General features: G+C 72.5%; 17 protein-coding genes and 1 pseudogene. 7 read left to right on the forward strand and 11 right to left on the reverse strand.

Annotated elements, in window-relative coordinates; genetic code table 11:
- Window positions 1-291: 291 nt before the first annotated feature.
- Entirely contained in the window at window positions 292-1,257 is a 966-nt protein-coding gene (locus VIB11_RS11215; RefSeq protein ID WP_332031267.1) for a Kelch repeat-containing protein, read from the forward strand.
- A gap of 22 nt (window positions 1,258-1,279) precedes the next feature.
- Here VIB11_RS11215 and VIB11_RS11220 read toward each other — a convergent pair whose 3' ends face one another.
- The 5 genes and pseudogenes from VIB11_RS11220 to VIB11_RS11240 form a co-directional block, all read right to left on the reverse strand.
- Complete coding sequence (locus tag VIB11_RS11220; RefSeq protein ID WP_332031268.1) at window positions 1,280-1,729, reverse strand: hypothetical protein; 450 nt, start codon at window positions 1,727-1,729, stop codon at window positions 1,280-1,282.
- A gap of 191 nt (window positions 1,730-1,920) precedes the next feature.
- Window positions 1,921-2,271, reverse strand: a complete 351-nt coding sequence (locus tag VIB11_RS11225) for a YciI family protein (RefSeq protein WP_332031270.1) — start codon at window positions 2,269-2,271, stop codon at window positions 1,921-1,923.
- 35 nt (window positions 2,272-2,306) lie between these two features.
- Entirely contained in the window at window positions 2,307-2,582 is a 276-nt protein-coding gene (locus tag VIB11_RS11230) for a hypothetical protein (protein ID WP_332031272.1), read from the reverse strand.
- Window positions 2,583-3,109: 527 nt separating this feature from the next.
- Window positions 3,110-3,850 (reverse strand): class I SAM-dependent methyltransferase, encoded by a 741-nt coding sequence (locus VIB11_RS11235; protein ID WP_414695815.1) that lies wholly within the window; start codon window positions 3,848-3,850, stop codon window positions 3,110-3,112.
- A 57-nt stretch (window positions 3,851-3,907) separates the two neighbouring features.
- A pseudogene (locus VIB11_RS11240) lies at window positions 3,908-4,374 on the reverse strand (dihydrofolate reductase family protein); the annotation flags it as partial.
- A 238-nt stretch (window positions 4,375-4,612) separates the two neighbouring features.
- On the opposite strand from VIB11_RS11240, the gene VIB11_RS11245 reads away from it, so the two are divergent.
- Complete coding sequence (locus VIB11_RS11245) at window positions 4,613-5,335, forward strand: VOC family protein (RefSeq protein ID WP_332031276.1); 723 nt, start codon at window positions 4,613-4,615, stop codon at window positions 5,333-5,335.
- Window positions 5,336-5,416: 81 nt separating this feature from the next.
- On the forward strand, window positions 5,417-5,788 hold the full coding sequence (locus VIB11_RS11250; RefSeq protein WP_332031278.1) for a hypothetical protein: 372 nt from the start codon (window positions 5,417-5,419) through the stop codon (window positions 5,786-5,788).
- 39 nt (window positions 5,789-5,827) lie between these two features.
- Here the strand turns inward: VIB11_RS11250 and VIB11_RS11255 are convergent, their stop codons facing one another.
- Both VIB11_RS11255 and ligD read right to left on the reverse strand, forming a co-directional pair.
- A complete protein-coding gene (locus VIB11_RS11255) occupies window positions 5,828-6,223 on the reverse strand; it encodes a VOC family protein (protein ID WP_332031280.1) in 396 nt (131 codons plus the stop codon).
- Between the two features lie 49 nt (window positions 6,224-6,272).
- On the reverse strand, window positions 6,273-7,247 hold the full coding sequence (gene ligD / locus VIB11_RS11260) for a non-homologous end-joining DNA ligase (protein WP_332031282.1): 975 nt from the start codon (window positions 7,245-7,247) through the stop codon (window positions 6,273-6,275).
- Between the two features lie 155 nt (window positions 7,248-7,402).
- On the opposite strand from ligD, the gene VIB11_RS11265 reads away from it, so the two are divergent.
- The 3 genes from VIB11_RS11265 (at window position 7,403) to VIB11_RS11275 (ending at window position 10,246) form a co-directional block, all read left to right on the forward strand.
- Window positions 7,403-8,185: a glycerophosphodiester phosphodiesterase gene (locus VIB11_RS11265; RefSeq protein WP_332031284.1), complete on the forward strand. Its 783-nt coding sequence runs from the start codon at window positions 7,403-7,405 to the stop codon at window positions 8,183-8,185.
- A gap of 143 nt (window positions 8,186-8,328) precedes the next feature.
- A complete protein-coding gene (gene gabT, locus VIB11_RS11270) occupies window positions 8,329-9,660 on the forward strand; it encodes a 4-aminobutyrate--2-oxoglutarate transaminase (protein ID WP_332031286.1) in 1,332 nt (443 codons plus the stop codon).
- 43 nt (window positions 9,661-9,703) lie between these two features.
- On the forward strand, window positions 9,704-10,246 hold the full coding sequence (locus tag VIB11_RS11275) for a GNAT family N-acetyltransferase (RefSeq protein WP_332031288.1): 543 nt from the start codon (window positions 9,704-9,706) through the stop codon (window positions 10,244-10,246).
- A gap of 187 nt (window positions 10,247-10,433) precedes the next feature.
- On the opposite strand, the gene VIB11_RS11280 is transcribed toward VIB11_RS11275, so the two are convergent.
- On the reverse strand, window positions 10,434-11,198 hold the full coding sequence (locus tag VIB11_RS11280) for a 3-hydroxyacyl-CoA dehydrogenase (protein ID WP_332031290.1): 765 nt from the start codon (window positions 11,196-11,198) through the stop codon (window positions 10,434-10,436).
- Between the two features lie 44 nt (window positions 11,199-11,242).
- Window positions 11,243-12,412, reverse strand: a complete 1,170-nt coding sequence (locus VIB11_RS11285) for an acyl-CoA dehydrogenase family protein (RefSeq protein WP_332031292.1) — start codon at window positions 12,410-12,412, stop codon at window positions 11,243-11,245.
- A gap of 99 nt (window positions 12,413-12,511) precedes the next feature.
- On the opposite strand from VIB11_RS11285, the gene VIB11_RS11290 reads away from it, so the two are divergent.
- The gene (locus VIB11_RS11290; RefSeq protein WP_332031294.1) at window positions 12,512-12,892 is read left to right on the forward strand and encodes a VOC family protein; all 381 of its coding nucleotides are present in this window, start codon (window positions 12,512-12,514) and stop codon (window positions 12,890-12,892) included.
- A 13-nt stretch (window positions 12,893-12,905) separates the two neighbouring features.
- Here VIB11_RS11290 and VIB11_RS11295 read toward each other — a convergent pair whose 3' ends face one another.
- Together VIB11_RS11295 and VIB11_RS11300 are read right to left on the reverse strand one after the other, a co-directional pair.
- Window positions 12,906-13,955, reverse strand: coding sequence for an ABC transporter ATP-binding protein (locus VIB11_RS11295; protein ID WP_332031295.1), 1,050 nt, complete (start codon window positions 13,953-13,955; stop codon window positions 12,906-12,908).
- Window positions 13,952-14,265: ABC transporter permease subunit (locus VIB11_RS11300; protein WP_332031297.1), on the reverse strand; the 314-nt coding region annotated here is incomplete at its 5' end. The genes VIB11_RS11300 and VIB11_RS11295, both read right to left, overlap by 4 nt.

The following is a 14,265-nucleotide window of genomic DNA, read 5'->3' on the forward strand; positions in this document are numbered from 1 at the left end:
CGAGGCCGAGCCGGCGTGACCCCGCCCCACACCCCGCCGGAGACGGCGGGGCCCGCGGCATGTCCTCCCCAGGCGTACGACGTCGGTGGCAGAGCAGGCACGGCAGGTTGGCGCATCGTGTGTGACATTGGTGCAGTGAGGTCTCTCGCAGTCCTCCTGGCTGGCTTGCTCGCGGCCGGCTGCACGTCTGGCACGGACACGGGGCCCGGCCGCTCAGGTGCGAGCGGGGCGGCTGGCCCGTCCGCGTCCGCCGGTGCGCCGAGTGAGCTTGCCCGGCGGGCCGCGCACACGATGACCGAGCTGCCGGGCGGCAGGTTGCTGGTGGCGGGCGGTTGTGCGATCGACGGGTGCAGCACGGCCACCGCGTCGACCTACGTCGTCGAAGGACTACGCGCCGCACCGACCGGGTCGCTGCGCCAGCCGCGGGACGCGCACAGCGCGACCGCCCTCGCCGACGGGCGGGTCCTGGTCACGGGAGGGTTCCCTGCGGAGGGCCGGGCGCCGCTCGCAGGAGCCGAGATCTACGACCCGCAGACGGGGCGCTGGGCGGACGCGGAAGGCATGCAGACGGCTCGGGGCGGGCACGCCGCCGCGCGTCTCGGAGACGGTCGGGTGCTGGTCGCCGGGGGATGGGTGGACCACGACACGTTCACCGCGAGCACGGAGATCTTCGACCCCGTCACTGGGCGGTTCTCCCCGGGGCCTGTGCTGCCGGAGGCCGTCCTCGGGCTCGCGGCGACCTCGCTCGCCGACGGCAGCGTGCTCCTGACGGGAGGTGAGTCCCGGCGGAGCCGGGCGACAGGGCTTGCCGTCCGGGTCTTCCCGGACGGGACGCTGCGCCGGGTCGGCCCCCTCCTCACCGGCCGGTTCAAACACGCGCTGGTCACACTGGGCTCCGGTCAGGCGCTGGTCATCGGCGGCACCACGGACGACCAGGACCTGTTGGCCGAGACCGAGCTCTTCGACCCCACCACCGACCTCTTCCGGCCGGGCCCGCGCCTGGACCACGGTCGCTACAAGCTGTCCGGGGCCGCGGTGCTCCCCGATGGCCGGGTCGTGGTTGCCGGCGGTGGCCCGGGTGTCGAGGTGTTGGACCCGCGGACCGGGCGCAGCCGGACGCTTCCCGAGGCCGGTCGCGGGCGGGCGTCGTTCTCGACCGTGGGGCTCAGCCGCGGCACCCTGCGCGTCATCGGGGGTTACGACGAGACGATCCGGCTCACCGGGACCGACCTCGCGATCCCGCTGGACCGGCTCTGACAGGAGCACGCGGCGGCGCCGGTCACGAGACCGCGGCCCGCACCAGCTCGACGACCTTCTTCTCCACTGCGGGGCTCCACCTGATGAGCGCGTACGCCACCGGCCACAGGTCGCCGTCGTCGATGTTCGCCGCGTCCTGGAACCCGAGGGTCGCGTACCGGTACTTGAACTTGCCCGCGTCCTGGAAGAAGACGACGACCTTGCCTTCCGCGTTCGCGTACGCGGGCATTCCGTACCAGGTCTTTGGCAACAGCTCGGGGGCGGTCGACGTGATGGTGACGTGCACGCGCTCGGCGAGTGCACGGTCCTCCGGCGCCATCTGCGCGATGCTGTCGAGGGCCGCCTGCAGGCCGTCGGCCGCCTTGGCTCCCCTCTTGCCCTCTGCGCGCAGCTCTGCGGCGCGCTCCTTCATCGCGGCACGCTCCTCGACGCTGAAGCCGCCCGACTCGGTCATGGCATTCTCCGCGGGCATCTCGGGTCTCCCTTCTCGACGCTCGGTGGCTCGGTCTCAGGCCGGCCTTCCCTCGAAGGCTAGGCTCCACCACCCCGTGGCGCTTCTCGATTCCTGACCGGATCGAGAGCACACCCCGGAGATGCTCGAGTCCCCCGGGCAGTCTCCTCCCCTCGCTCGTGGTGCTGGTCCATCCTCGAATGTTGTTGTGCCTACACGTCGCCGGCCGATCGCGGGAACGTCGTCGGCGTGAAGTGGATCGCGCCGGCAGGCAGCATCCACGGCATCGCGACAAGGTCGAACACACCAGCTCGCACGGCCGGGTCCTCTCCCTTGAGCCGCAGCGCCTCGTCGGGCTCGCAGCGCAGGATCGACAGGCCGCGGTAGTGCCGCCGGCCGCTCGGGTCGCCCAGCGGCCCGGCAGCGAGCAGCACGCCGCGATCGTGGAGGTCGGCCAGATGGCTCAGGTGCGCGTCCTGGAGCCGGTCGGCCTCCTCCGCCGAGAGCTGCGGCGGGTCGGCCGGGGTCAGCAGCAGCACGACGGTGTAGCGGTCGAAGTCCATGCCGTCGATCGTAGGCACCTCAGCCGACCGGGCCCCTACTCGCCGAAGTAGATCCGACGCGCCTCCTCGTCCGGGACCAGCTCGTCCGGGCCGCGGGCCTCCAGGGTTGCGAACCCACCGAGCGTGGGGTCTGGTTCACGGGCGGCCGCATTGAGCTCGCGTCGGCGGTCAGCCTCGGGTCCCTCCTCCGCGTCCAGGAGCGCGCACCACCGGTCGTAGGCACGAAGGACCTCGTAGTACGCCTGCCGTTGCCTCGCGTACTCGCTGGTCGCCCGGTCCCAGTCCCCATCCGCGATCAGCAGTTCGCTCAACGCGCGAACGTCTCGACAGAGCAGGAGACGTGCCACGCCCCTGAGTGGGGTCCAAGGCCCCTGCCGCGTCTCCCACCAACACCATGGGTCCGAGGGCGACCCGGCTCGCCCACGTGCAGTTGTTGGGGAAGAAGCCGATCGGCCCCGCCTGTCGAGCATGAGCCAGTGTGCCCTCCGGCATGGACGTGGAGGCGAACGCCACGAAGGCGTCCGCGGTCCGACCGACTCCTGTCGCGCGAACTCGGTCGGCCGTCAGCCGGATGTAGACGCGGCACGTGTCGGCGCTCGTGGCAAACCAACCCACAGCCGCCGCAGGTGTGGTCGCCCAGCCGAAGGTGTCGTCCCAGGCACGTTGGACAGGAGGAGGCCACCGAACCGGTGGTGCTCCGGGTCCGTCACCGTGTCCGCCCGCAGCCATCGCCTGGCACTGGACTTCTTCCCGTCGGCGCCCACGGCAAGCATCGAGCGGCCATGCCTGGTCCCATCGGTGGCGGTCCGTGGTCAAGATCCAGTGCAGTATCCGGCCGTCAGCCGTCAATCCCTGCCCGCCCGGAAGGTACCGAAGTGCCGCTGTCTCGGTGGCCGGAAGCAACCTGCTCGGCCCTGGCGAGCAAGACGGCCTGGTCGTCCCTCTCCGTGCCCCGGGCGCGTCGCACCATGCGGCACACTTCCCGCAGCCCTGCGGATTCGAGCTGCAGGGCGACCTCGTCCGCCGTGTAGCAGTGGCGCTCGAGCTCGATCTCGTGACCGAACCGGCGGTAGGCCGCTGACACGTCGCGCGGTCCCTCCCCGGCTTGGAAGCCGACCACCACATGGCCCCCTGGGCGCAGGACCCGGGCGACCTCCGCGACGATGCGCCCTTGACCCGCGGGAGGCGTGTGGATGATCGAGTACCACAGCATCACCCCCGCGAAGTGGTCGTCGGGGAACGGGAGGTTGGTCAGCGAGCCCACCGTGAACACCAGGTCCTGGTGGTCGCGGCGCGCCCGGGCGACCATGCCCGACGACAGGTCCACCCCCTCGACGCGGCACCCGCGGTCGGCGAGGTACCGGCTCATCCGGCCGGCGCCGCACCCGGCGTCGAGGACCCGCCCGGCGGTGGTCGCGGTCACCGCGTCGGCGAAGGCATCGACCATGGCGAGGTCGAGTGGCGCCTCGGCGCGGGTGTCCGGCAGGTGGTTGGCGTAGTCCTCCGCCACCGTGTCGTAGGCGAGCCGCACGCCGCTGACGTCGAGCGGGTCCGGAGCAGAGGGAGTCACGATCCGCATGGTGGCACGAGCAGCGTGCGGACGTGCGCCGCCCACCGGGCGTCCTCGTGCCGTGGTTCAGGTCGTGGGGTGAGCGCTGCCCGGCGGACCGCTGAGGACTGTGGGCACGTACTCGAGCAGCTGGAGCCTGCCGTCGAAGAGGCGGCTGGCGACCATCTCGAGGCTGACGTCCGGGTACCCGTCGTAGATCGGCTCGCGCCCGGTGATGCCGGTGATGACGGGAAAGATGACCACCCGGAAGCGGTCGACGAGGCCGGCCTCGAGCGGGACCGGCACAGGGTGAGGCTGCCGATCGTGCGCGGCCCACGGGTGCCCTCCGCCTTCAGTGACCGTACGGCCTCGACGGGGTCGTCGCGGACCAGGCGCGTGTTGGCCCACGCCAACGGTTCCTCGAGGGTCGAGGCGAACACGACCTTGGACGCCTCGGTCAGCTGCGTGAGGCGTTCGTCGTCGGACGCGGCCGCAAAGCCCGACATCAGGCGATACGTGGTCGCTCCCATCAGGGTGGTGTAGTCGCCCTGCCCTGGTCCACCGTCCACGCTGCGAGGCCCGCTCGCAACCGCCCGTCGGTGGGCGGAACCTCTCGGCCCGGGCGGACGCCGCCACGGCGGTGCTCGTGCTGCCGGTGGGGGTGGGGGCAGGCGCCGTCGGTCGATTTCGCGTTGCGTCACGGTGGTCGAGCGACCTAGCGTTGCGCCCGTTGGAGGCGGCGACGACGCGCCCTGTGCGCGCGGCCGTGAGCCGGCAGATCGGAGGCGCTGGATGACTGCCCACCTCGTTGCGCTCTGCGTCGATGCCAACGACCCAGGCCGGCTCGCGCGCTTCTGGTCCGGGGTCCTGGGCCGGGAGATGGCCGACGACCCCCACGGAGACGTCGCCCTCGTGCCGGGCGAGGACACCGGGTTCCGGATCTGCTTCCGGCCCACCCAGGCCCCGAAGGTCGGCCCGAACCAGATACACCTGCACCTCACCAGCACCACGCTCGAGGACCAGCAGTCGACGGTGGACCGGGCGCTCCGGCTCGGCGGTCGTCACCTCGACGTGGGCCAGAAGCCGGAGGAGGGCCACGTGGTGCTCGCCGACCCCGAGGGCAACGAGTTCTGTGTGATCGAGCCCGGCAACAGCTTCCTCGCCGGCTGTGGGTTCCTCGGGGAGCTGGCCTGCGACGGATCGCAGGAGGTCGGGTACTTCTGGAGTGAGGCGCTGGGCTGGCCGTTGGTCTGGGACCAGGACCAGGAGACCGCGATCCAGTCGCCCCGCGGCGGTACCAAGATCGCGTGGGGTGGTCCGCCGGTGGCGCCGAAGACGGGGAGGAACCGGCTGCACTTCGACCTGGCTCCACCTGCCGACGGCGACCTGGACGAGGAGGTCGCCCGGCTCCGGGCCCTCGGGGCGACCCGGGTCGACAGCGGCCAGGGCGAGGGGAGCCGGGTGGACATGGCCGACCCCGATGGCAACGAGTTCTGCGTCCTGACACCCCGGTAGGCGACCAGGTCCGGGGGCGGACGGCGACTCCCCACAGGTCGCGATCCGCGGCTCGCAGACCCGGTTTCCTACGCTTGGCGGATGGTAGTTCTGGTCGTCGACGGGGCGAACGTCGTGGGCAGCCGTCCCGACGGCTGGTGGCGGGATCGGGCCGGCGCAGCCCGCCGGCTGCACGAACGGCTGTTGGACATGCAGGTGGGCCAGGGCGAGGTCGTGCTGGTCCTCGAGGGCGACGCCAGACCTGGTTGCCGCGCCGGCCGGGAGGGACACGTACGGACCGTTCACGCAGACGGATCGGGTGACGACGCGATCGTCGGCGAGGTGAGGAGCCAGGTGGCCGTCGGTGACGGGCGCGATGTCATCGTCGTCACCGCCGACCGGTTGCTGCGCGGGCGCGTCGAAGGGGCCGGTGCGGGTACCAGGAGCCCGCGGTGGTTGCTCGACCAGCTGTGACCGGGCCGTGGCAGGAAGTCGCCGAGGAACGGCCCGGACTCAGCCGGCCGGCCCGGCCGCGGGTTGGAAGAGCTCGACGAGGTTGCCGGCGGGGTCGTCGATGAGGACCTGTTGCCCGCCGGGGCCCGCCACGATGTCGGTCCGGAACGTCAGGCCGGCCGCGGTGAGGCGGTCGATCTCGGCGCGGAGGTCGGCGACGACCAGGTGGATGCGGTTGCGGCCGGCCGTGTTGGCGTCCACGGGGGTCGCGCGGGCGCCGGAGCTGGCCGGGCCGGACAGCAGCACGCGCAGTGGCCCACGGACGACGTCGGCGAACGCGGGGCCGGCGCTGTGACGCAGGGTGAAGCCGAGGTGGGTGGTGTAGAACTCGACCGCGGCCGGCACGTCGTCGACGATGTAGCGCACGCTGGCGAACTCTTCCGGGGTGGCTGTCATGTGGCCTTCTCCTTCTCCGATCGATGAACGCCCCGCGGCCGCACCATGGTCAGCCCTCGTCACTCCCGCCAGGATCCTCGTCGCCCTCACGGTCGTCCCGCTCGGCCCATTCCAGCAACGGCTCGATCGCGTACACCGCGTTGTCGATGCCGGCGTGGAGGTCTCCGAGCGCGGCATACCTCTCGGGCATGGTCGCGATGGTGAAGTCGCCCGGCGACACGTCGTCGACCTCGTCCCACCGGATCGGCGCCGACACGGTGCCCTCCGGGTTGCCGCGCACGGAGTAGGCGCTGGCGATGGTGTGGTCGCGGGCGTTCTGGTTGTAGTCGACGAACAGGTGGGCCGGGTCCCGGTCCCGCCGCCACCACGTCGTCGTCACGTCGTCCGGCATGCGCCGCTCGACCTCGCGCGCGAACGCGAGGGCCGCCCTCCGCACGTCCTTGAAGCCATGGTCGGGCGCGATCCGCACGTAGACGTGCATCCCCTTCCCGCCGCTGGTCTTCGGCCAGCCCGTCGCGCCCAGCTCCCCGAGCACCTCGTGCACGACGTGCGCGACCCGCTGCACCCGTGACCACGGGCACCGCGGGCCGGGGTCGAGGTCGATGCGCCACTCGTCCGGCTTCTCGGTGTCGGCCCGGCGGCTGTTCCAGGGGTGGAACTCGACCGTCGACATCTGCACCGCCCAGATGACGTGGGCGAGCTCGGTGACGCAGAGCTCGTCGGCGTTGCGGTTGTAGCGGGGGAAGTGGACGCGCACGGTCTCGAGCCAGGGCGGCGCGCCGTGCGGGACGCGCTTCTGGTGCACCTTCTCGCCCGCCACACCCTCGGGAAAGCGGTGCAGCATGCACGGCCGCTCGCGCAGCGCGTTGACGATCCCGTCGCCCACCGACAGGTAGTAGTTGACCAGGTCGAGCTTGGTCTCGCCGCGCGCCGGGAAGTACACCCGGTCGGGGTTGCTGATGCGCACATCGCGCTCGCCCACCTCGATCTCGACGGCGGGCGACGTGGCCTTGGGAGGCGCCATGAGCCCCAACCTAGACCCGGTGTGCCGCAGTGGGCGCGATGTGCGTGCGCCGTCCCGTCGTCCTTCACCCGGGCGACACCGCCTCGTCATGCGGGCCACCCACGCTCGGAGTGCACAGACCGCACGCGACAACGCGACCGAGGAGCTCCGCGAACATGGCCCGAGTCGTCAGGGTGGCGCATCGAGGCGCCAGCGCGACCGCACCCGAGAACACCCTCGCCGCCTTCCGGCAGGCGGTCGAGCATGGTGTCGACCTCATCGAGACCGACGTCCACCGTTCCCGGGATGGCGCCCTCGTCCTCGTGCACGACACCACCCTGGCCAGGACGACGAACGCGGCCGAGGTCTTCCCGGGTCGGGGCCCATGGCGCGTCAGCGACCTCACGCTCGCCGAGATCAAGCGCCTCGACGCCGGGTCGTGGATGTCGCCGGCCTTCGCCGGCGAGCAGGTGCCGACCCTGGAGGAGGTCATCCGCCTCGTGAGGGGCACCGCCACCGGGCTGCTGGTGGAGGTCAAGGCCCCCTCGCTCCACCTCGGCATCGAGGCGGACCTCGCCTGGGAGCTGGACCGCTTCCCGTCCTTCGCCGCCTCGGCGGCCGCCGCCCGCCGCCTCGTCGTGCAGAGCTTCGACTGGCACTTCGTGCGGCGCTACCGGCAGGCCCAGCCGGAGGTGCCCGTCGGGCTGCTGGGTGCGCCCCGCCCGTCCCAGCTGCCCGAGCTCTCGCTCTGGGCCGACCAGGTCAACCCGCACCACCGCAGTCTCGACGCGGCCTACGTGGCGCGGGTCAACCAGCTCGGCATGGACGTCCTGGCCTGGACCGTCGACGAGGTGGCCGACCTCAACGCGGCCCTCGACAGGGGCGTCGACGGCGTCATCACCAACCGGCCGGGGACCCTCGACGAGGTCCTGCGCGACCGGCTCGTCCGCTCGGCCTGAGCGGGCGCACAGCCCCCGTCACCCGGCCGGGATCCGGGCATCCTGGACATCCCGGTCAGGCAGGTCGTCCCGTGGCGCCGCGGGGCCCACAGGCAGCCCCGCCGCCCTGTCGGCGGCGGATCACGCCGCCCTATGATCGATCGGTGATCGAGCAGAAGCGAGTCCTCAGCACCCCCATCCCCGGGCCGAAGTCCCAGGCCCTCCACGCGCGCAAGCTCGCCGCGGTGTCCGCGGGAGTGGGCACGGGGCTGCCGGTCTACGTCGAGAAGGCGGCCGGCGGCATCCTCGTCGACGCGGACGGCAACCAGCTCATCGACTTCGGCTCCGGCATCGCGGTGACCACGGTGGGCAACGGCAACCCCCGCGTCATCGACGCCGTGCGCCAGCAGATCGAGGACTTCACCCACACCTGCTTCATGGTCACCCCGTACGAGGAGTACATCCTCGTGGCGGAGGCGCTCGCCGAGCTCACCCCGGGCGACCACGAGAAGCGGTCGGCGCTCTTCAACTCCGGCTCCGAGGCCGTGGAGAACGCCATCAAGGTGGCACGCCACGCCACGGGCCGCCAGGCGGTCGTCGCGTTCGACCACGCCTACCACGGCCGCACCAACCTGACCATGGCGCTCACCGCGAAGAGCATGCCGTACAAGCACCGCTTCGGCCCCTTCGCCAGCGAGATCTACCGCGTGCAGATGGCCTACCCGTACCGCTGGCCCACGGGTCCCGAGCGGTGTGCCGAGGAGGCCTTCGAGACCTTCGTCTCCGACGTGCACGCGCAGATCGGCGAGGAGAACACCGCTGCCGTCATCCTCGAGCCGATCCAGGGCGAGGGCGGGTTCATCGTCCCGGCGCCGGGCTTCGTGAAGAAGGTCGCCGACTGGTGCCGCGACAACGGCATCCTCTTCATCGCCGACGAGGTCCAGACCGGCTTCTGCCGCACCGGGGACTGGTTCGCCTCCGAGCACGAGGACGTCGTGCCCGACCTCATCACGACCGCCAAGGGCATCGCCGGCGGTATGCCGCTCGCGGCCCTGACGGGGCGCGCGGACGTCATGGACGCGATCCACACCGGCGGCCTGGGCGGCACCTACGGCGGCAACCCGGTGGCGTGTGCGTCGGCGCTGGCCGCGATCGAGACGATGAGGGCCGAGGACCTCCGCGGACGGGCCCGGGCAGTCGAGGCGCTGTTCGTCCCGCGCCTGCAGGCCCTGGCCGAGAAGTACGGTGTCATCGGCGACATCCGGGGCCGCGGCGCCATGCTGGCGGTCGAGCTCGTCAGCGACCTCGAGAGGAAGACGCCGGACGCCGACCTCACCGGCCGGGTCAACAAGTACTGCCACAGCCAGGGCCTGGTCACGCTGACCTGTGGCACCTTCGGCAACGTCTTCCGCTTCCTGCCTCCGCTGTCGGCCGGCGACGAGATCCTCGCCGAGGGCCTCGACATCCTCGAGGACGCCTTCGCCGCCTCGGTGTGACGGCCGGGCCGGCCGGTGCCTGAAGCCCCGGTAGCCTCCCGTCATGCCGTTGCTCGTCGAGCCTGACGTCCGTTTCCACGCCTCGTTCCTGCGGGCGATGGCCGCCTTCGCCGCCGAGGGGCGTGGCGCGCCCGACGACACCTCGACCATCGGCCGCGACCTTCGGGAGTGGGGGCCGCACTGGCACGACCCCGCGGTGTTCGCCGAGTACGTCGCCGAGGTGCGGGCCCTGGCGCTGCCCGAGACGCCCCGCCCGGCCGGCCACGTGCCCTCGACGACCATGTGGTGGGCCGAGGGCGACGAGTACCTCGGCCGCATCCAGCTGCGCCAGCACCTCAACGAGTTCCTCACCGAGGTCGGCGGGCACGTGGGCTACGACGTCCCGCCCGAGCACCGGCGGCAGGGGCACGCCACGGCCATGCTCCGAGCGCTGCTGCCCCTGGCGGCCAAGGGATTCGGCCTCGACCGGGTCCTGGTCACGTGCGACGAGGACAACGTGGCCTCGCGCAAGGTCATCGAGGCCTGCGGTGGCGTCTTCGAGGACCAGCGCGGGGTGAAGCTGCGCTACTGGGTGCCGACGTCCTGACGCGGTCGGTGACCGAGTGGTCGCGCAGCCGCTGGACACAGGTGAGACCCGGCCACGTATGAGGTGGCCGGGTCTCTGTCTCCCGGAGGAGACTGGCCTCCCGAAGGAGGTCTACTGATCGTCCCTCGCCGGGCTGGGCCCGCGCAAGGGGGCCCGCAGGCGCCGGTTCGGGGCGGGTCGGCTCTGCTCAGCGGGGCGGCATCCGCAGGGCGCCGTCGAGGCGGATGACCTCACCGTTGAGCATCGGGTTGTCGATGATGTGCGCCACGAGGCTCGCGTACTCCGCGGGCGAGCCGAGCCGCGACGGGTGGGGCACCTGCGCCTCGAGCACCGACTTCACGTCGCCCGGCAGGCCGGAGAGCATCGGCGTCTCGAAGGTCCCCGGCGCGACCGTCATGACACGGATGGCCTTGTCGGCGAGGTCCCGCGCGGCACTCAGGGTGAGCCCGACGACGCCGCCCTTGCTCGCGGCATACGCGGCCTGCCCGATCTGGCCGTCGTAGGCGGCGATCGACGCGGTCATGACGATCACGCCACGGTCGCCGTCGACCGGCTCGTTCTCCAGCATCGCGGCGGCGGCGAGGCGCAGGACGTTGAAGGTGCCGATCAGGTTGATGCTGACGACGTTGGCGAAGTCCTCGAGCGGAAGCGGCCCGCGCTTGCCGACGACGCGGCCCGGCGTGCCGACACCGGCGCAGTTCACGGCGATCCGCAGCGTGCCCAGCTCGCGAGCAGCGTCGATGGCTGCCTGCACCTGCTCCTCGTCACGGACGTCGGTCGGCGCGAACCGGACGCGGTCGCCGAGCTCCTCCACCAGGGCCTTGCCGGGGGAGGAGGGCAGGTCGAGGACGACGACGGCTGCGCCTGCGGCGTGCAGCCGGCGGGTGGTGGCCTCACCGAGGCCGGACGCTCCGCCGGTGACGAGCGCGACGGTGTTCTCGTTGATGTGCAACGGGTTTCCCTTCGGGTGGTGTGCTGGAGCCTGCGTGGCGTGGCTCAGCCGCGCAGCAGCTGGCGGCTGATGACGAGCCGCTGGATCTGGTTGGTTCCCTCGAAGATCTGGGTGACCTTGGCCTCGCGCATGTAGCGCTCGAGGGGGAAGTCCTGGGTGTAGCCGGCTCCTCCGAGGACCTGCACGGCGTCCGTCGTCACCTTCATGGCGGCGTCGGTGCAGACGAGCTTGGCGACGGCGGCTTCCTTCGAGAACGGCAGCTCGGCGTCACGCAGCCGCGCCGCGTGGAGGTACGTGGCGCGCGAGGAGGTCACGGCGGCCTCCATGTCGGCCAGGAGGAAGGCCAGGCCCTGGTTGTCGGCGATGGGGCGCCCGAACTGCTCGCGCTCGGTCGCGTAGCGGGCGGCGGCGTCAAGGGCGGCCTGCGCCAGACCCGTTGCGGCAGCGGCGATCCCGAGCCTGCCGGAGTCCAGGGCGGACAGCGCGATGGCCATGCCCTGCCCGGGCTTGCCGACGAGGCGGTCGGCGTCCACCGGTACGCCCTCGAAGTGCACCTCGCTCACGGTGTCGCAGTGCAGGCCCATCTTCTTCTCGGGGGTCCCGAACGCCAGGCCCTCCGCGTCGCCGGGCACGACGAAGCAGGAGAGCCCGCGGCCGCCCTCGTCGGAGGTGCGCACGAAGGAGGTGTAGAAGTCCGCGTGACCGGCGTGGGAGATCCATGCCTTGGTGCCCTTGAGGCGGTATGCCGTGGGGTCGGCCGCGTCGTCCGGGGTCGCCCGGGTGGTCATCGCCGCGACGTCCGAGCCCGCCGAGCGCTCGGAGAGGCAGTAGGCCCCGAGGGTCTCCCCCGAGAGCATGTCGGGCAGCAGCCGCGCCCTCTGCTCGTCGGTGCCGAACTGCGCGACCGGGTAGCAGGTCAGGCTGTGGACGGAGACGCCGACGGCCACGCTCATCCACGCCGAGGCGATCTCCTCGACGACCTGCAGGTAGACCTCGTACGGCTGGCCGCCACCGCCGAGCTCCTCGGGGTAGGGGAGGGAGAGCAGTCCCGCCCTGCCCAGGGTGCGGAAGACGTCGCGGGGGAGCTGGGGTGAGGAGGCGGCCGCTCTCTCGGCCTCGTCGACGCGGGGCCGCAGCTCCTTGTCGCAGATCTCGCGGGTCAGGTCGATGAGGTCCTGACCTTCCTCGGTGGGCATCAGCCTCGTCGCTGGCATGGGCCAAGGGTAGTAGTTGGACGTCCCACTACTTGAATCGCCAGATCAGGGGGCGCGCGACGCGGGCGTGGAGCCGGCGCCGGGCGTAGCCTGCGGACCGTGGACAGCCCACTGACCCCCTACCTGGCCGTCGCCGACGCGCGGGCCGCCGTGGCGTGGTACGCCGCCCACCTCGGCGCCGAGCTGGTGGGTGACCCGATCGAGATGCCCGACGGGCGGGTCGGCCACGCCGAGATGCGGATCCGTGGGGCCAGGGTGTTCCTCTCCGACGCCCACCCGGAGCTGGCGGTGCTCGCCCCTGACCCGGCGGGTGTGCCGGTCACGCTGCACCTCGAGCTCGATGACGTCGACGGGTTGGTGGGCCGTCTCCGCGACGCCGGCGCATCGGTCGACCGCGAGCCCGGCGACACGCCCGCAGGCCGGATCGCCGTCGTGCGGGACCCGTTCGGGCACCGGTGGATGCTCAACCAGCCGTCCTGACAGGCCGCTCCGACTAGGCCGGGTAGGCGCTCACCTCGGAGGCCTTCACGCTGGCCCAGACCGGCTCGCCCGGGTGCAGCCGCAGGCTCGCCACGGACGCCGCAGTGATCTCGGCGGTCAGGTCGAGCGGCCCGGTGCACCTCACCCGTGCCGTCTGCCCCGCCAGCTCGAGCGCCGCCACGGTGAGCGGCCAGGTGTTGCGCGGGGAGCCGTCCGGGCGGGACCGGTAGAGAGCCACCGCGGCCGGGGAGAAGGCGACCCACGAGGGCCCCCGGTGGTCGTGCCCGGCCGTCACGACCGGCCCCCCCGCGGTGGAGACGGTGGTTGCGTCGCTGGCCGTGCCGGCATACAGGTTGAGGCCGACGACGTGGGCGACGTAGCGGTCGCGGGGGCGGGCGACGACCTCGGCGGGAGTGCCCTCCTGGACCACAGCGCCCTCGTCGACGAACACGAGCCGGTCGGCCAGGGTCAGTGCGTCGAGGGGATCGTGGGTGACGAGGACGGTCACCCCACCGAAGTCGCGCAGCCGGTGCCCGAGCGTGGCGCGGGTCTCGGGGCGGCTCGCCGGGTCCAGCGCGGACAGGGGCTCGTCGAGCAGCAGCACCTCCGGGTCGGTGGCCAGCGCGCGAGCGAGGGCCACCCGCTGCGCCTGGCCGTGGGACAGCTCCCGCGGGCGCCGCTGGGCGAGGTCGCCGATGCCGAGCGCGGACAGCTCGGCGCGCCCACGCTCCCGGGCGGCCTGCCGCGTCGCGCCCCGGCTGCGGGGCCCGAAGGCGGCGTTCTCCAGGGCGCTGAGGTGCGGGAAGAGCAGGTGGTCGGCCGCGACCATTCCCGTGTGCCGCGAGGGCGCCGGCAGGTGGCGGCCGTCGGCGTCCCAGGCTGCTCCGGAGACCCGGACGTGCCCACCCTCGAGCGGGACGAGCCCGGCGATGGCGTGCAGCGCGGTGGTCTTGCCCGCGCCGTTCGGGCCGAGGACGGCGACGACCTCGCCGGACGCGGCGACCAGCGCGAGGTCGAGGGCGAAGCCGTCGCGGTGGACCATGACGTGCGCGTCGAGGCTCACCGCACCCACCGCCCCCGCAGCACCCCGAGGATGACCACGGAGACCACGAGCATGGCCAGGCTGAGCGCGATCGCGGCATCAGGATCGCGCTCGAGGGCGACGTAGACCGCGAGCGGTGCGGTCTGCGTCCGGCCGGCGAAGTTGCCGGCGAAGGTGATGGTCGCCCCGAACTCGCCGAGGGCCCTGGCCCAGGCGAGGGCGGCCCCCGCCGCCATGCCGGGCGCGGCCAGCGGGAGGGCAACCCGGGTGAAGCAGCGCCACGGCGAGGCCCCCAGGGTCGCCGCGACCTGGTCCAGCCGCGGGTCGACGC

This window comes from Pedococcus sp. (assembly GCF_036554925.1).
Classification (GTDB): domain Bacteria; phylum Actinomycetota; class Actinomycetes; order Actinomycetales; family Dermatophilaceae; genus Pedococcus_A.